Source organism: Candidatus Kirkpatrickella diaphorinae (assembly GCF_025736875.1).
In the GTDB taxonomy this organism is placed as follows: domain Bacteria; phylum Pseudomonadota; class Alphaproteobacteria; order Acetobacterales; family Acetobacteraceae; genus Sorlinia; species Sorlinia diaphorinae.
Genome location: NZ_CP107052.1, coordinates 1,613,182 through 1,630,224 on the forward strand (window position 1 = coordinate 1,613,182; position 17,043 = coordinate 1,630,224).

The window sequence follows — 17,043 nt, forward strand, 5'->3', positions numbered from 1 at the left end:
GCATGATCGAGAACAGATCCATTCTCCAGGTTGCAACACCTTATTCCCGCGATCGGGAGTTATTGTTGATGCTGCCGGAATATCCCCGTCTCGCCCGGACAATTGAAATTGTCGATCTGCCACCGGACGGGCTGCGCTTTATCGGTGATGCCGGGCATTTCTCGCTGAAAGGCACTGATTTGAGGGATCGTGTTGCAGGGATCGCGGCGTTATTTGACGGCAGGCGATCGCTGGACCAGATCATTCAGGACCATTCGGAATTCTCCCCCACAGCGATTTTCGGGGTGCAAGCGCTGCTCTTCCAGCAATGCATGTTGGAAAATGGCTGTGCAGACGACGCCGCGGATCACGACGAAATTTTTGAGAAAAATTACCTCAGTTATCTCGCCAGTCAGCAATCCGATGCGTCCTCCGGAGAGACGCTGAGCCGGACGCTCAAACAAAGCAGAATCGGCCTTCAGACGGCGTCAGACATGCTGCGGAACACGGCCATGGCCCGCCCGAACCACCATTTTATCGCGTGCAGCATCGACGACATTGCGGGAAGGGCTGTGGATTTCATCATCTGGCACGTCGATTTGAGGGACGCGGAAGGCGCTGCTCGCGGCATCGCGGCCTGCCACGATGCAGGTCGCTCCGTCCTTCTCCTGACGCGATGTTTGCAGGGTTTTGTCGTCGGGCCGTTACTCATCCCGCATTTCGGCTGTCATCCTGACGCTGCTCTACGCTATCTCAAATCCTTCGGCGTCAGTGATGCCATGGATATTCCTGAAGAGGTAATTTTCGATTATCTCGACATCATTGCCTGTCATCACGCGGCGCGAAAGACGGATTTTCTGCCCATCAATAAATGCATGATGTTTCCGTCTGACAAGCGCGCGCTACCAACATTTCACGACCTGCCGATCCATATTGCCGCGCAGCGACCTTCCCCATGTGGGGAGGCGTCCGGGGCACGATCTTCAGATCTTGAAAAGACGCGGCTCTACCTCGCGGCCACGTTACGGCCACCAGCTTATTACCGATCAGCACGGGATTATCTCAGCCATTACCATCCGCGAAATGTCGCTTTATCCTCCGGCCAGACTCACCCCGTCATGCGCGCTGCGCCGGAGGGACATGATGTCCATCACGCGCTCCACGACGATATATTGCGTGACGTTTTGCACATGGCTCTCGGCACAAACATCACCACGGGGCGAAGCCGGACCCCCTCTGGAGGCAATATCGCCTCACCCCTTATTTATATCGCCGAATGGCAGGCTGACCGCGCCATTCGACGCCTCCATCTGTACACTGCGCATGATACAGGTCTCACTTATTTCAGTGAGCGCTTCCTGCCCCTTGAAAAATCGGAGCGGCGCAGCGAGGCGCAGATTCTGGTGATTGGCAGTATTGAGCGACTTCAGCGGAAATATGGAGATTTCTCCTACCGCATCAGTCTGCTCGATTGCGGTGTTGTGATGACGTCTCTAATTCTCGCACTGCATGACCATCAGAAGCCTTTCATCATTCGGCGCATCGACCCGCATATTGATTTCAGCCGGGATCTCGAAGTCTCGTCCGACCATCATTATCCTTCCTTCACGTTGGATATCATGCGTACCGCGACGCAGGAGGACGATATCCAAACCACCGCGCCATTGATGGAAGCGGTGATTAGCGAGGATGCCCCTGATTTCTTCCCACCGGACGCAGATCATCTGGCGCGATTACTGACAGTTGAATATGGTCAGGATCTTTATGACCTTCTCGATAAACGTCAAACTGCGCGCTATCTTGCAGGGCCACTCACCAAGGCAGAGATTGCGACGCTGGTTCGTGAGATTTTCCAAGTTCATCACGCTCTGTGCCAAACCAGCCTCTTCTCCCTGATTATTCTGCACCAGGATGGCGAAGCGCGCGTGACTCGCACAATATTTGAGCCCGTCACTGGTGAGACGCAGTTACACAAGGTGAGCCGGGAACTCCCCTCTGAGGTCGTCGCGCAACGCACGTTGGCCGCCGCCCCCGTGATCATCCTGCCCGTCATTGATTTTTCCCGTGGTGCGACCTGGCTGGGCAATCACGCGCTGCGCCTTCTCTACACCGCCTCCGGCGCGGTGCTCATGACAATGTGGCTCCTGATCACGGCGCGGGACTGGCGGGGTTGCCCCTGTGGCGCTGTCACTGAAAGCGCGTTTGCTGATCTCGGCATTAATGGCGTTGACCGCATCATTCCCTACGCTTTCTGCCTGGGCAGAGATGAGGCATCATCATGAGACTTCTCCGGGAGGGCAACCCGGATGACGGTGCATTAATGCGGATGGGAAGAGTCTCTTACCTTCACATCGCTTCTCAAACAGAGATGCCGGAAAATCTGCGCAATGGAATCTGGTTTTCCTGCATGACGGAGCATATTCATTTTCTGACAGATGGGACGGGAGACGTTATTGGATATCTGTGTTGGGCCCGTCTATGCCGCGAGAGCCTGACAATCCTGCGGCGTGATAACGTGCTGCCCGCCTATCTTTATGAATGGAATGACGGCCCGCATCTCTGCCTCTTTTACTGCTTTATTCTGCCGCATTACCGCTCCCGTTGCGCCCTGATTCTGTCACTGCCGAAGAAAATGTTTCGGGAGGAACGCCATCTTTTCATTTTCCGCGAGGGGCAGTTGCGCCGCTATAAGCGGCCTTGAGCATGAGCCGGGATATTGATCTCCCCCTCACGCCATTTCACGCTTATCCACTTTCAGCAGCTTCCCTGATCTGGACGTCGCACGCGGCTCAAGGTCAGAGCGATATCATCGCGCGCATGAATCGCGGCTTGGTCGCGCGCGTTGGTGAGCCTTACTTTCATCCGAGCGCCTTCGACCTCACACAAAGGCCCGTCCTGCTGGGCGCTGAAAGTTATGGCGGGATCGGGGGCAGTTTCAATGGTGGGGGCGTGCGGGTCGGTAATCTGGATGACCGCGTGCAGATCAAAGGTATCGGACGTAACCCGCTGGCCGGCCTTGCCAGCCGTGCCGCGCATCAATATGGCGGCCTGCTGCTTGACCAGGCCGCGATTGAAATCGTCTTCTCCATGTTGGCGGATAAGATCCTGCCCTATGGTGCGTGCCCCATTTACGGCCTCGCCATTACCGGAATCGACTTCAAGTTTGATGAGAGGGCGGCGGACCTCGCTGCCTGGCGCGGACAGGGCGGCAAGGGGGCTCTGCTTTTCCGCAAGCCCCTTCTCAGACCCGCGCATTTCCTCCAGAACCGCGCTTACGTGCCGCTGGATCACCGCCCGGTGCTTTACGATGATCTGGAGAGATGCCGAATTGTCGCCCGACGCGCCGTCGAGAAACGTAGCTTTCACCGTTGGCTGGAGGGCTTCATCATGCGTGCAGCGCAGCAATTCGCGTATGCCAGCCTATATGGTCTGATGCATGGCGCCCTTTCCGCCTCGAACCTGACAATGGGTGGGGAATGGATCGACCTTAATTTTTGCAGCATCGTCCCACCTGGCGTGAACCGCAAATTATATCCCGGCCATATCGCATTCAGTGATGAAAGTTATTACCCGGCGCTTGTCAGCATGGAGATGTCTTACGCGATCCATAAATTCGGCTTTCATCGGCGCGATGTTGGGCGCCGCCTTGCTGATGCTTACGGGCGTTATTACCGGCAAGCGCGCATTGAGGCCTTTTTGAGCCTATTGGGTCTCAACCTCAAACTTCAGGAACCCGACTTTATTTACTTCTCGAAACTCTGTGCGAAAGTTTTCCGGGTGGAAATCCTGAAGCTCAGTGGAGGAGAGGGCCCGCATTTCCGGATGTGGTTGGATCATGTGCACGTGACGCTGATCATCCCCCTCCTCCACCGCAAGCGCATTTTGCAATGCTACATTGCGCGCGCGGCGGATGAATTGACCGCCATCATGCGCATGGTGATCAAAATTGCCCAGCTCCAGCCATTTACAAATGAGGCGGTGACATCCGACTTTGCGGAAAAGCGGTTTTCCGCAGAGGAGATAATGCGCGAATTGCGCCGTTACACCGCATTTATCGACGGGATTTTTGATGAAAGCGAAAACGACATCGCGCTCAATCTTGCATCAATAAGTGAGGGCACCAAACTCGTTTTCGATAAGCGTAATCTGGCGGTGCGCGACCTCGCGACCGGGAGGGTTGTGACGCCGGACGAAGTAAGCGGTCACGACCCGGACCGGCTCCCTGACTTGGCGGCCACGCTCATCGCGTTCCTGTCCCGCAACGCGGAGAAATTTCGGGAGGCGTGGCATTCTGACCCTGTTATGTGATGTTGAACTTCGCGACCTTGCCGCCCGCGCCGCGCAGCATTTGCAGACGGCGCATTTTTTCCGGACGCGATGCCGCCTGACATCAAGCCAATTACCGATTTTGGCGAACGCGCTCGGGCGACCGATCTGGGTCCCGCATCAGGGTCAGGATGAGGCCCGGCGCGCTCAACTGACCCACCTCGGCCTCGGGGACGACCCGATTACGGGGAAAGGCCTCCTCCCTTTTCATACAGATGGTGACCGGGGTGAATATAAGACCCGCTATCTCATCCTTTATTGCCTCGAAGCGTCAGAGGATAATCAGGGCGGCGAGACCCTCATCGCTTCAACCGAAAATATTGCTGGGATCCTACCGGCCGATATTTACCAAATTCTGACGCAGCACGATGCGACAACGCGCTTCCGGCTTGACGCGGAGGGTCATTTCAAATCGCTCACTTATCGCGTTTACGTGCCGGAAAGCGCCTCCTTGATGGCGTACTTCCCGTATCCGAAAAGCGAAACCCCGCATTGGGCAACGATCTTCAGCGGATTTTCCGCCGCTTCAAGCCGCGACATTCTGACGAATATGGAGGAAGTCCTGACAAAGCGCAGTTTTTGCGCCCATCACTGGCGAAAGCATGACCTGCTGATCATTGATAATGAGAAATCCATTCATGCGAGGCAGCCCCTTACGCACGGTTATCGACATGTTGTGCGTGTCATCTGTCGGTAAAAGGCGCGTCAGGGGGCCAGCGCGTTTCGCGCAACTCATCTTTTGTGGGGGTGCGGCTTCGGCTTTCGGCTGCCGCCCATCGTGCCGCACGTCCCCATCGTGCCCGCCGTACCGAATGTGCCACCCAGCGTGCCGACAGAACCCGCTGTACCCAATGTTCCGAATGTCCCGGCGGAGGAAGGCCCGTGGCGCGGCCCGTCCCTGTCGCTCACCATCACATCAGACAGATCATCCGGTGGTGGTTGATGAGGGCGACCGTGCTCGGCTTTCATGAATCACCTCCGCCCATACACATAGAGGACGCGCCAGACCCGAATGTCCCTGCCGTCCCGACGGAGCCGAAAGTGCCACCTGCCGATCCTGCCGACCCCGCCGTCCCGACACTGCCAAAACAATCCGCCCCGCCGACGACGCGATCCAGTTCCTGATCAACAAGGATTTCCGTCAAGGCATCATCCGCGCAGAGAGACTCGAAACTGACCGAAGGGGGTTTGCTGAGCATAAGGCATTCCTTCTATGGAGGGTTGATGAAATAATACGCCGGGAATCATCAGTACGCAATGCGCATTTACCATGGTACGGCAATAAATAGTAATTCTCTTCCGTCAATTTCGTATAGAATTCCACTTTATTGCTCATAACTTGTTAATGATGCCGTCACACGAGTTTTTCCAAATAAGAGGTAAAGCGCCATTGGCCCTACGACCAATGCCAGGGCGGAGGTTGCCAGGATAGAGATGGAAAGAAGGAGCTTGCCGGATAAAAAGCGGTCCGAGATAACGCCCATTGTCACCGCGCCCAGCGCGCCGAAAGCCGACATGAAAAGTGACCATATTGCGAAAACACGCCCATGAAGGGATGTCGGCGTGACCTCCTGAATCACCGTCGGTATCGGGACATTGGCCACGCCGGAAAAAAACAGGAAAGCGCCAACCATGGCGATATCGAGATGCGCATTGCTCACTATACTGGCGGCACCGATAAAGGGGAGGGCCATAGTCAGGCAGATCAACATGATTTCAAGCCGGATATCTGCTCTGAAGACGTGACGGGCGACGCTATCCACAGCCGCCGCGACCGGAAAGCCAAGAAAGCCGATCAGCCAGCTCATTGCTCCAAGATGATGTCCCAGAGAGGAGAGATCGAGCTCGAAGCGCCGATGTAAAGCGAGCGTCATCATGGATAGGGTGCCTTGTGCAGCAAAAGCATTCGGGCCCGCCAGCAGGGCAAGGGTGAGGAAACGTCGCTTTAAATCCCGACGCATCGTGCAGCCAGGAATAAATCGACGTGTCAGCCTCACCCCGGTGGAAACAATGCCGGGCCGGGGAAGAACAATAACGGCAAGTAAAAGAAGTAAGCCCAAGAGGGCGCTGACCGCCTCCACCCCGCGCCACAGCCCGTCGCTTCGCGCGGGTGCAAATAAGGTGGCCACCGTGAAGAGCGCGCCACTGAAGTAATATCCGGCGCCATAACTTAAAGTGATGAGCGCCCCGACCGCCGCATTGGTGAGCATGAGGTTTATCGCGCCGGCATATTGCGGCGTCATGGCGTAAATCACGGGAACCATGCCAATTTCAGTCGCCGCAATGATGATTTTGAAGAAGCAAAACTGGCTGAAGCTGGCGCTCAAACCGCATGACAAGTGGCTGATGACCCAAATCAGAATGAGGTTTTTGAGAACGCACCGACTTCCGTAGCGATCCACAAAAAACGCGCAGGGCAGCGCGAGGAAACTTGCGAGAAACAGGTCGAACGTGCCCTGTAAGTGCCCTATCTGCGTGTCAGAAACGGCAAAATGACGCTGTATTTCGGGAAGTAGAAGAGAACTGGCACTACGCGTCATCATCTGCGTGCCCGGCACAAGGCCGATCATCAGAACAGCTTTTACAGTTTTTACGTGGCGACGCCGATGATCCACAAGCTTCATCCCGCTTGTTGATTGACGATGCCACATCATTACGGCTTTATGACTGTGGCGAAAACATGATTATACTTTAAGAGGGGTAAATGCGGCTTTTTATTGCTGCCACAGCAGGGCGATGACGGCCAGGTACATTCCTTCTTCAGGGCCGGACGCATAGATACGTCCGCCCGGTCGCGGCTCCACCCTCTACTCGCCACGCTGAACGCAGGTGCAACGGCATATCGGCATCCCGATACACCGCCGAATGTGATTCAGAGTTCTTTGAGGGCGCGTTTGATTTCCGTGCCACGTTCCTCCAGAAGCGCGGCGAGTTCATTCAAGGCTTCCGAAAGCGCACGGGCGTCTCGACGACTCAGCTTCTCATTTGAAAGCCGGTAGCCAACCGTTTTAACGAGCGCCGCAAGGGAGGACATACGCTGATTGGCCCGATCAACGGAATTGAGAGCGGGACCAACTTTGCTCGCCGCAATCATGACTTTTCTGACGTCATGCGACGTTGAAAGCGAGATTTCCTGAAGTTCGCTGCGAAGCGCCGCCAATTTGAGGCGCTCAAGCATTCCGAAACGTCTGGAAGGGTCTGGTCTGACATTGTCACGTGTCAGAACATCGTTGTCTTTACGCATGAGCCTTAACAAATCCTTCCCGATTGTTACTTGCGTTGCAGGCTAAACCGCGCCTCTCCCGACCGTCAATATAAATAAACCAATCATTAACTTTTCATTTCAGCCGTCACAACGCATGTCCACGGTGTTTTCCGTCAGACGCGCCGCCTCTCCGGCCCGACTCAGAAAGGAAGTTTTGCCGCGATGATCAAGTCAGGATGCGAGTCGGTGAACTGACCTCAAAGGCCCATCGGACCTTCAGGGTGGAGACGGGAAGAGGGGCGCAGCCCTCCCCTCCCGCCACCCGGCAGAACTGGAAGGCGCTTCTAAAGGACGGCCGCGCTTCGCGGCGCGTCGGCGGCGGCATGTTCGGACGACATACCGTCCTGCGCCTTAAGGTCGCGCAATATGCCGTCCCAGAGATGTAGACGCATGGAAATCGCCATCCGGGCGGTGTGGATGGCGCGATCACGGCTGGCGTCATCGCGGATCAGATCAGACAGAATTTTCTGCGCGGCCGGACCGTGATCTTCCCCATCCAGCTCAATATGACGGGTCAGATAATGCACCAGGCGCGGCACTTTGCCTTGGTCCAGCCCCCAACGATCCAGGAGAGCCTGAAACATATTCGGGATGGAGTCTTCGCGGCCATAGAAGAAACTGCTCGCCACCTCCTCCAGACGCCCCTCCAACGCGACGGAAAGGGTGGAACGGACAAAATCCCTGACATATTTGGGCAGCGCGGCCTGTTCGAAACTTGCATCAAGCGTTTCACCACGACGCAGGGACACGGAAAATGTCTCAAAAGCGACGCTTGAACATGACATGTCCTTCATCGCGGCGAGATACATCTCAAGATGGCTGGCCGGTTTACCATCAACGCCGAAATCCGTCTCCTCCCCCAGAATGATCTCATTGATGAAGCGCGCCTTGGAGGGATCCTGCGGCGGAAACCAGGGGAGTGTGATGGTTGTCAGTTCCCGCTGCAGACGCTTTGCAAGCGACATGAAATCCCAGACGGCAAAGAGATGCGCCTCCATGAAGACCCGCAAATGCGCGGGTGTTCTGATATAACTATACAACTCATGATCGACGAGCTTGCGCTGCAATTCAGCAACTTCTTTATCAAACATAGGACGTCTCGCTCATAAAGATAATATCAGGTCAAAAATGCGAAAGCATTGACCTTGGTATGATTCGCATATTTACGCCATAAAGCAACTGGTAATATTCTTGCTTATGCTTTATTGATCTGGATCAATTAATTTATAGATCGTTTTTTCCGCTTTTATTGTATTTATTCAAATATTCGTGAGAGGGCGTGATCGCGGCGAAGCGGTCATCACGCCTGACGAAACGCGCGCGCACCAATATCAGCCAAGTGCGGAAGCAAGGCGAAGACCTTCCCTGCCGCCATCGCATCTGACTGACAAGCTCGGACTGAAATCCGGAATGTCCCCCCTCAAATACGCGAAATTCGCCTGCGAAATCATCGAGATGGGACGAATGCCCGTGTCCCTCGCCCCGGCAGGTGCGTTTTGGGGCAGAAAGCCGACGTTTTGACCTTTCAATTTCGACAGTAAATGTCTAGCCTTCTTGCATAAAATGGGGAGGCAATATGCACGGTTTCGGTGAGCAGAATTCCATTGAGGCTGATCCCGAAGAGGACATCCCGAAAACGCCATCCATCTATGCGGATCTTTCAGACTGCTTTACTTACGCCTCTTATCAAAATGCTGTCCCCGTCCTCCGCGCGATTGAAATCAGAAATGTCGGCGGCCTGCATCTCGAAAATATACGTCTGGAGCTTACCTCCAACCCGGCTTTTTTAAGGCCGAAGACCTGGACGATTGAACGTCTGATACCCGGTGATGACCTGCCGCTGAGCGATCGGAAGATTGATCTCGACGCCGCTTATCTTGCCGGACTGAATGAAGCTGAACGCGGCGAGGTGACGTTACGGCTCATATCCAAAGATGTCGTGCTTGACGAGCAGCATTTTCCCGTCCGCCTCCTGGCACGTGACGAGTGGGGCGGCGTCAAGGGAATGGCGCAGTTATTGCCCGCTTTCGTCATGCCAAACGACCCGGCCATTTCAAAAATTCTGCTCGCCGCCGCTGATATTCTGGAAAAAAATGGTCATCCGAGTGGATTGGATGGTTATCAATCTGACTCGCCTCAGCGCAGCTTTATGCTGACAGCCGCAATCTATGCTGCGATCGCGGCAGCAGGCCTCCATTACGCGGAACCGCCCGCCAGTTTTGAGGAACGCGGACAGAAAGTGCGCCGACCGGGCAGGATTGTTGAAGAAAAACTCGCGACATGTCTCGATACAACGCTGCTTTTCGCCGCGGCGCTGGAGGGGGCGGGCCTGAACCCCGTCATCCTGATGTTCAAGGGTCATGCCGCGGTCGGCGTCTGGCTCATCAAACGGCATTTCAGCCATACGGTGGAAGATGATCAGATGGAGGTCCGCAAGGCGCTCGCATCGCATGAGATGATCATATTTGAAACGACGGGCGTCACGCAACGCCCACCGATGATACTGGAAGCAGCACAGCACGCGCTTGATCATCGCATGAGCGAGGAAGCCGCGCCGGATTTTACGGCAGCCATCGATGTCAAACGCGCCCACAGCGGCGGCGTTACCCCGCTCGCCTCGCATGAAGCCCCGCAACATCCCGTTGAAGACGCAGATTCAGGCGGCGCTTTCCACCCTTTATCCTTGCCCGCCATCCCCTCTTTCATTGATATGCCCGGCCTCTTTGTTGAGGAAAAGCCGACAAATGCTGCCGGTCGCATTGATCGATGGCAGAAGAAACTCCTTGATCTGACATTGCGCAATCGCCTGCTCAATTTTCCCTCAACGAAAAAGACGATCCCGTTTCTCTGCACGGATGTCGCTTATCTGGAGGACCGCCTGGCGGATGGCGCCGCGATTCAAATCGTGTCTCTGCCAGAGCAAAATCCGATCGGGGAGAGAGACGAAGCCCTCTATCGGGAAAAGCACGGACGCGACCTGAATGAAAGCTACGCCGCCGCGGCCCTGAAACGGGATGAACTCCCCTCCCCGCTGAGCGGGGAGGAACTCTCAGCACGCCTGATTGACATGCATCGCCAGGTCCGCAACGATTTTGCCGAAGGTGGCGCGAATACGCTGTTCCTCGCGGTCGGATTTTTACGATGGCGCAAAAAGCCGGAAGATGAGAAATCCTATCGTGCGCCCCTGTTACTGATCCCGGTCAAGCTGGAACGTCGAAGTGCGAGCGCGCCCTTCCGCCTGCGCTTTAATGAGGATGATCCACGTTTCAACGCAACGTTGCTACAATTTCTGGAGCGTGACTTTGATCTGCAGCTCCCGCAATTTGGCGGCGAACTCCCGAAGGATGAAAGTGGCATTGACGTCCCCCGCATTCTGAATGCGATGCGCCAGGCCGTGCGCGACGTGCCGGGCATGGAAGTCATTGACGAGACCGCCCTCTCCACTTTCAGTTTTGCCAAATATCTGATGTGGAAAGACCTCGTCGAGCGCACGGAGGCATTGAGAGAAAACCGCGTCGTCGCGCACCTGATCGACACACCTGACAAACCATTCGATGACGGTACGTCTCTGCGATTTGATGAAACCGAGCTCGACCAGCGTTACGCACCGGCGGATATCATCAGCCTCCTCCCTGCGGATTCATCACAGGTTGCGGCGAGTATTATCGCAGCCGAGGGGCAGGATTTCGTGCTCGTGGGCCCGCCGGGCACGGGTAAAAGCCAGACGATCGCCAACATGATCGCCAATTGCCTCGGTTCCGGTAAGACGGTCCTTTTCGTTGCGGAGAAGACCGCCGCGCTTGACGTTGTTTATCGGCGCTTGCGGGAGCACGGTCTGGGCGCACATTGCATCGAGCTTCATTCCAGTAAATCAGACCGACGTCATTTCCTGACCCAGTTACGAACAGCCTGGGAATACCATTCCCGGAATGATCCAACAGAATGGATCACGATTAATGACCGTCTCAAATTGCGACGCGATCAACTTAATCTGTATGTCGACGCGCTTCACAAGAAATATTCCAATGGATGGACGCCCTATCTCGCCCTGGGCACCGCGCTGCGCGGCGCTGATGTCGCGGCACCGCATTTTGAATGGCCGAAGGAGCGCACGCACGACCCAGCATCTCTAGCCGCATTGGAGGAGCTTGCGGATAATCTCGGTGAATATTTTGCCGCGTTGCAACACGTACCCGCATTGGAGCTCGTGGATTTCGACGATCACAATATCGCCTGGCAGAATGCGCTGCTCGATAGCGCGCAGGCCTTACGTAACGCGGCGGAGAGGCTCGCCAGTTCCCTGAATGTCTTTCGCGATGCACTCGGTATCTCCGCCACCCGACAGCCCGTTGAGGACGAGATCGCGATGCTCACGCGTTTGGCGTCCGCCATCGAGGCAGGCCGTGATCGCGACCTCACCATCGCTTTCGAGGGAGATTTCACCAGATATGAGAGAGATCGCCTCGACTTCACCGCCGCGATCACGGCCTACCGGGATGCGGAGCAGAAACTTGCGGCGCGTTTCACGCCGGAATCCGTGCAATCCATTGACGTAGAGGCACTTGACCTCCGATGGCGGGAAGCCAACGCCGCCTTGTGGCCGCTTTCAGTATTGGCCCGACAAAAAGTGACGCGCCTGCTTCAGACCTATGCCGCGGAAGGCACGGTCAAGCCTGAGAACGACCTGAGCCTTCTGACACGGATGAAAGATCAGGGCGCGATCATCACGCAAACACCGCTTAACGGTTTGTCGCTTCCCATCAAAGGGCTCGAAACCAACCTGACCGAGCTTGAGGAGATTTTTGATCACGCCGGACGTCTGCGCACCGCATTGAGCTTTCACGGCCGCAATCTTGATGAATCTGCGCAGGCAACCCGGAAAGTGGCGGCCGCCTTGCGCGACAGGCAGGCCCATGACGGCATCTGGCTTGCCTGTGAGCGTCTCCTCTCGGCGCATCAAAGTTTCGGCGATGCGTGTGAGCGGTTTTCAGAGCGGGCAGGGCGCGCGATCCGCCTTGATAAAACCTCAGACGCACTTATTGCGCTTTGCGACCGTCTGGAGGCGCTGGAGAATGCGCGACGCAACCTGCGCGACTGGTCAGGCTGGTGCCGCATCCGCAACCAGGCGCGCGCCGTCGATCTCGGCGCATTGGTTGAGCAGATTGAAAAAGGCGCCATCCCCGCCAGCCAGGCGCGGACAGCCTTCCGCCTCGGATATGCACGATGGTGGCTGGGCACCGTCATGGAAGAGAATGCGGTGCTGCGCAACTTTGATCGCTTCCTGCATGAAAAAGCGATCCGTGACTTCCGGGAAATTGATGATCTCGTCCGGAAACATGCTGTCGGGCGGATTGTGAGTCGGCTGACGCATGATCTGCCCGATGTGCAAAGCGTGCCCAGAAAATCCGAACTCGGCCTTCTGCGTCATCAGATGGAATTACAGCGCCCCAGTCAGTCGATCCGGGAGATGATCAGTAAAATGCCGGAGAGCTTCCCGAAGCTGGCGCAATGTATGTTAATGTCGCCCCTCTCCATCTCCCAGTTCCTGCCGCCGAACCAGAAACTCTTCGATGTTGTGATATTCGATGAGGCCTCACAGATCTCCACATGGGACGCGGTAGGCGCGATTGCACGCGGGCGACAGACGATCATTGTCGGTGATCCCAAGCAGCTCCCGCCGACCAATTTCTTCGGCAGCAATCATGATGATGAAGATGTTGCTGAATATGAGAAAGATATGGAGAGCATTCTCGATGAGGCGAAAGCCGCCGGTATCCCCGTGCGCGATCTGCGCTGGCATTATCGCAGCCGCAGCGAATCCCTTATCGCCTTCTCCAATCATCATTATTATCAAGGCCGTTTAGTCACCTTCCCTTCTCCTCAGGTCGATGACCGCGCCGTCAAACTGCGAAAAATCCCGCATGGCGTTTATGACCGCGGCAAAAGCCGCACAAATCGCATTGAGGCAGAAGCTGACGCAGATGAGGCCGTTTCCCGCATGCGGCAATGGTTGAACCTGCCGGAAGAGAAACGCCCGACCCTGGGCGTCATCACTTTCAACGTGCAGCAACAGGCGCTGATCCTCGACCTGATTGATCTCGCCCGCCGCAATGAACCGGAACTTGAATGGTTCTTTTCCGATGACCGAATCGAACCCACCATCGTCAAAAATCTTGAAAACGTGCAGGGTGACGAGCGCGATGTCATTCTCTTTTCCATTACCTTCTGGAAGGATGCGGCCGGCAAGCTCTTCATGGATTTTGGCGCGCTGAATCGTGAAGGCGGGGAGAGACGCCTCAATGTTGCTGTGACCCGTGCACGGCAGGAACTCATCGTTTTCTCCGGTTTCACCGCTGACCATATCGATGTTGCCCGCGTGAAGGCGGCAGGCGCGCATGATCTCAAGGCTTTCCTCGATTATGCTGAGCGTGGGGCGGTCGCATTACCGGCCCGGAATGCGGGTTCTGTCGGCGATTATGACTCACCATTTGAGGAGGCCGTCGCCGCAAAACTCACGCAACGTGGATGGCGCGTCGCGCCCCAGATTGGCGTTTCCGGATTTCGTATCGATATTGGCGTGCACCATCCGGATCTCGCCGGGGCCTATCTCGCTGGCGTAGAATGTGATGGCGCCACTTATCACAGCGCCGCAACTGCCCGCGATCGGGACAAAGTGCGGGAGCAGGTTCTTGCCGGGCTTGGCTGGAATATCATCCGCGTCTGGTCAACCGATTGGTGGTATGACGCCGAGGGTTGCACTGAGCGCCTGCATCAGGCCCTCGAAAATCTGTTGGAGGAAAGTCGCGCGAGACAGGACGCAGAAGCGGCACGCTTTCAGGCCGAAGCGGGCCTTGACGCCGTCAAAACCGACATCGCGCCATCAGAGGAAGCAAGCGTCGAAGATTACCTCCCGCCCCCTCGCATTGATGAAACCCTACCGCAAGCGGCTGACGTCACGCCCCCGCCCGTGACAGCACCGGAACCGGAGCGCTTCGCGAGAGCCATGATGCCTCCCGTGCCAAGAGTTTCGTCGGATCGATTTTACCGAATCACTGATTTCTCAGCCATGAAGATCGACCCTGACCGTTTTTACGATCCTGATTACGGCGACACGTTACGTGCGATGGTCAATGCCGTCATTGAAACGGAAAGTCCTCTCCGCACCGATATACTTTATCAGCGCATCGCGCGGGCGCATGGCTGGTCACGGACCGGCAGCAAAATCCGGGAACAGATTGACAGACATCTGCCTGATTTCACGCGCGCCACCGAATCAAGCGGGGAATTTATCTGGCAGCGCGGCGCGGATACAAGCCTCATCGCTTACCGTCGCCCACAGGGAGAGGAAACGCGCCGCGCCATTTCCGACATCCCCCTTACGGAAATCGCATCCGTGGTTCGGGGCAATCCAGAGATTTTCAATGATGCAGACCCGGCACGCGATCTCGCCCGCCTGCTCGGCGTCGAACGTTTGGCAGCCGCAGCGCGCGCGAGGCTTGAAGAAGCCATCACCCTCGGGCGTCCGGATATGACCGCCGAAACCACATCATCGGAAGCGGACGCCCTACCTTGAAGAGCACGCTCCCCCCTCATCACCTCTGCCCGAACGCCTGCACAAAAAGCTCACCGCCATCAATATCTGACATGACTGAGAAGCCCGCATTATCCAGGCGCCCAATCGTCACGTCCCTTTTCTGTCCCGTATCTGAAAAGAGCGTGCAGGTGACGCTTGTTATGTTCGAGAAAACCCGCGGGAAGTTGATCCGATCGAAGATATTGACGGACCCCGTCTTGAAGCTTTGGATCATCCCGCCGAAAGGGAGCCAGATCACACGGTTATCAGCGGAATCATATTCCCAGACACCAGGCCGCTGATAGAGCTGATTTTGCAGATCAGCAACTTTGGCATCGTAGCTTTTCTGGTCCACGCGGCTTTCGATATTTGTGGTGATCGTCTTCATATCCTCATCAAGGTTCAAGAGACGTCCATTCTGCGTATACACATTATTATCGCTTCTGAACGCGAATTTGTGCTCACCTCCCGTGGCGTCGTAAAGTCGAATGAGATAACCGCAATATTGGCTGCTGATATCATAGGGGCCGGTGATCGAACCGATCTGCTGATACGGCCCCATCTGCTTAATGAGGCCGCCATCATATTGATAACTCACGATGCGCCCGCCAACGTGGGTCACATTCACCGTAAGTTGCCCCGTCATCTCATCCCCGGCCTTTTTAACGTATGACGCGGCGCTGTCGGCCTTGAGGGTTTCGACCAGTTGGCGGACGGTGGCCTCCAGCGTGTCGAGGCGTTTGCGTGTCCATTTTGTGGTGGGGGCGGTTTCGGAGTCATCATCTTCAGCGGGGGAGGCGAGCGAGAGCGTGCCATCCGCGTTCAGCGGGGCGATGCGGTCCCCCGGCAGGCCGGAATAGACGCGCACTTCTGTCGTGAAGTTCAGCGGGTTGCGCCCCGCGCTGGTATTGCCGAGGATGGTCTGGCGCGTCAGCGTGTTGACGGCGCCGATTTCCAGCACGCCCACGCCCCATTCGGCCTGGGACCCGTCTTCCGCGTAATAATAAACATCGCCCCCTTCCGCCAGGGCGGTGGCGAAGCTGCGCCGGCCTGTCGGCGCGCCATTCAGCACAAAAGCGCCAATGCCGGGATTGGTGCTCGTCTCCAGGACGAGATCGAGGACTTTGGGCGTGCTCATAATCTTTCCTTGATGTCGATGGTGGTGGCGTGACGGTCCGCCGCGCCGAAGGGGTTGGACATCTCATTCATGACGGCCCGCCCGTAAAGCGCCGTATGGGTCACATCCTGCGGCGGCGCACCGGGGTTGGGGATAAAGAGCGTGTTCGCTCCGCTGGCGGCCGCGACCTGCAGGCTGCGCAGGGCGGACACATCATCATCACCCAGTGACTGATGCGCGATGGTCAGCCTGCGCTGCACATATTGCGGCGCGACAAATTCCGCCCCCGCCATGGTGGTGGTTTCAAGCGCGGTGGCGGAGACATTTTCCTTGCTGGCCGCGGCGTAATTGCGGGCAGGCTGGAAGAGCGGCCCCGCATAGCAGAGCGGGATGGAAAGAAAGCCATCCGGGTTATCGTGATCCGTGATGTCGAGGCGCATCTGGTCGCCTGAATATGTTCGGGGGAGGACAATCACGCATTGTCCGTTCACCGGCTTATGCCCGTCAGAGGACGCTTCAATCACCGCAACATCGCCGCGATAAAGCGTCACCCGCAAAACAGCGTTGGCGGTCAGATTGGTGCGATGCACACTGACGACGCGATATGCGCCCGCGGCACGAAGCATCAGCGACGCCGCGCCCCCGATCGCCCGCCAGGCCAGGCTTGCCGCGCCCTGGGGGAGTTTGAGGTTGGTCACCGGCAATTGCGCCCGTTGGGAAGACGCACTGAGAGAGCCGGTCAGAACGAGGTTCTGCCAGCCAAAGCCACAATTTTCCATATTG

12 protein-coding genes are annotated in these 17,043 nt (G+C 56.5%); 5 read left to right on the plus strand and 7 right to left on the minus strand.

Translation table 11 applies throughout. The features are described 5' to 3' along the window. The first annotated feature begins 2 nt into the window (after positions 1-2). The 4 genes from N5W20_RS07170 (at position 3) to N5W20_RS07185 (ending at position 5,002) form a co-directional block, all read left to right on the plus strand. A complete protein-coding gene (locus tag N5W20_RS07170) occupies positions 3-2,261 on the plus strand; it encodes a nitroreductase family protein (RefSeq protein ID WP_319806474.1) in 2,259 nt (752 codons plus the stop codon). Continuing rightward, positions 2,258-2,680, plus strand: a complete 423-nt coding sequence (locus N5W20_RS07175; RefSeq protein ID WP_319806475.1) for a hypothetical protein — start codon at positions 2,258-2,260, stop codon at positions 2,678-2,680. The genes N5W20_RS07170 and N5W20_RS07175 overlap by 4 nt, the downstream gene beginning before the upstream one ends. Before the next feature lie 2 nt (positions 2,681-2,682). Continuing rightward, positions 2,683-4,287, plus strand: coding sequence for a hypothetical protein (locus tag N5W20_RS07180; protein ID WP_319806476.1), 1,605 nt, complete (start codon positions 2,683-2,685; stop codon positions 4,285-4,287). 100 nt (positions 4,288-4,387) lie between these two features. After that, on the plus strand, positions 4,388-5,002 hold the full coding sequence (locus tag N5W20_RS07185) for a TauD/TfdA family dioxygenase (RefSeq protein ID WP_319806477.1): 615 nt from the start codon (positions 4,388-4,390) through the stop codon (positions 5,000-5,002). Between the two features lie 35 nt (positions 5,003-5,037). Here N5W20_RS07185 and N5W20_RS07190 read toward each other — a convergent pair whose 3' ends face one another. The 5 genes from N5W20_RS07190 to N5W20_RS07210 form a co-directional block, all read right to left on the minus strand. After that, on the minus strand, positions 5,038-5,274 hold the full coding sequence (locus N5W20_RS07190) for a hypothetical protein (RefSeq protein ID WP_319806478.1): 237 nt from the start codon (positions 5,272-5,274) through the stop codon (positions 5,038-5,040). Further along, positions 5,271-5,504, minus strand: coding sequence for a thiocillin family RiPP (locus tag N5W20_RS07195; protein WP_319806479.1), 234 nt, complete (start codon positions 5,502-5,504; stop codon positions 5,271-5,273). Before N5W20_RS07195 ends, N5W20_RS07190 begins: the two co-directional genes overlap by 4 nt. A 126-nt stretch (positions 5,505-5,630) precedes the next feature. Then, positions 5,631-6,959 (minus strand): MFS transporter, encoded by a 1,329-nt coding sequence (locus N5W20_RS07200; protein ID WP_319806480.1) that lies wholly within the window; start codon positions 6,957-6,959, stop codon positions 5,631-5,633. A gap of 218 nt (positions 6,960-7,177) precedes the next feature. Then, entirely contained in the window at positions 7,178-7,549 is a 372-nt protein-coding gene (locus tag N5W20_RS07205; RefSeq protein WP_319806481.1) for a hypothetical protein, read from the minus strand. Positions 7,550-7,854: 305 nt separating this feature from the next. Beyond that, entirely contained in the window at positions 7,855-8,661 is an 807-nt protein-coding gene (locus N5W20_RS07210) for a DUF3050 domain-containing protein (RefSeq protein ID WP_319806482.1), read from the minus strand. A gap of 485 nt (positions 8,662-9,146) precedes the next feature. Here N5W20_RS07210 and N5W20_RS07215 point away from each other — a divergent pair, with 485 nt between their 5' ends. Then, a complete protein-coding gene (locus N5W20_RS07215; protein WP_319806483.1) occupies positions 9,147-15,143 on the plus strand; it encodes a DUF3320 domain-containing protein in 5,997 nt (1,998 codons plus the stop codon). Positions 15,144-15,162: 19 nt separating this feature from the next. Here the strand turns inward: N5W20_RS07215 and N5W20_RS07220 are convergent, their stop codons facing one another. Both N5W20_RS07220 and N5W20_RS07225 read right to left on the minus strand, forming a co-directional pair. After that, the gene (locus N5W20_RS07220) at positions 15,163-16,281 is read right to left on the minus strand and encodes a hypothetical protein (protein ID WP_319806484.1); all 1,119 of its coding nucleotides are present in this window, start codon (positions 16,279-16,281) and stop codon (positions 15,163-15,165) included. Then, positions 16,278-17,039 carry a hypothetical protein gene (locus N5W20_RS07225; protein WP_319806485.1) on the minus strand — a complete coding sequence of 254 codons (762 nt, stop codon included), beginning with the start codon at positions 17,037-17,039 and terminating at the stop codon, positions 16,278-16,280. Before N5W20_RS07225 ends, N5W20_RS07220 begins: the two co-directional genes overlap by 4 nt. Positions 17,040-17,043 lie beyond the last annotated feature (4 nt).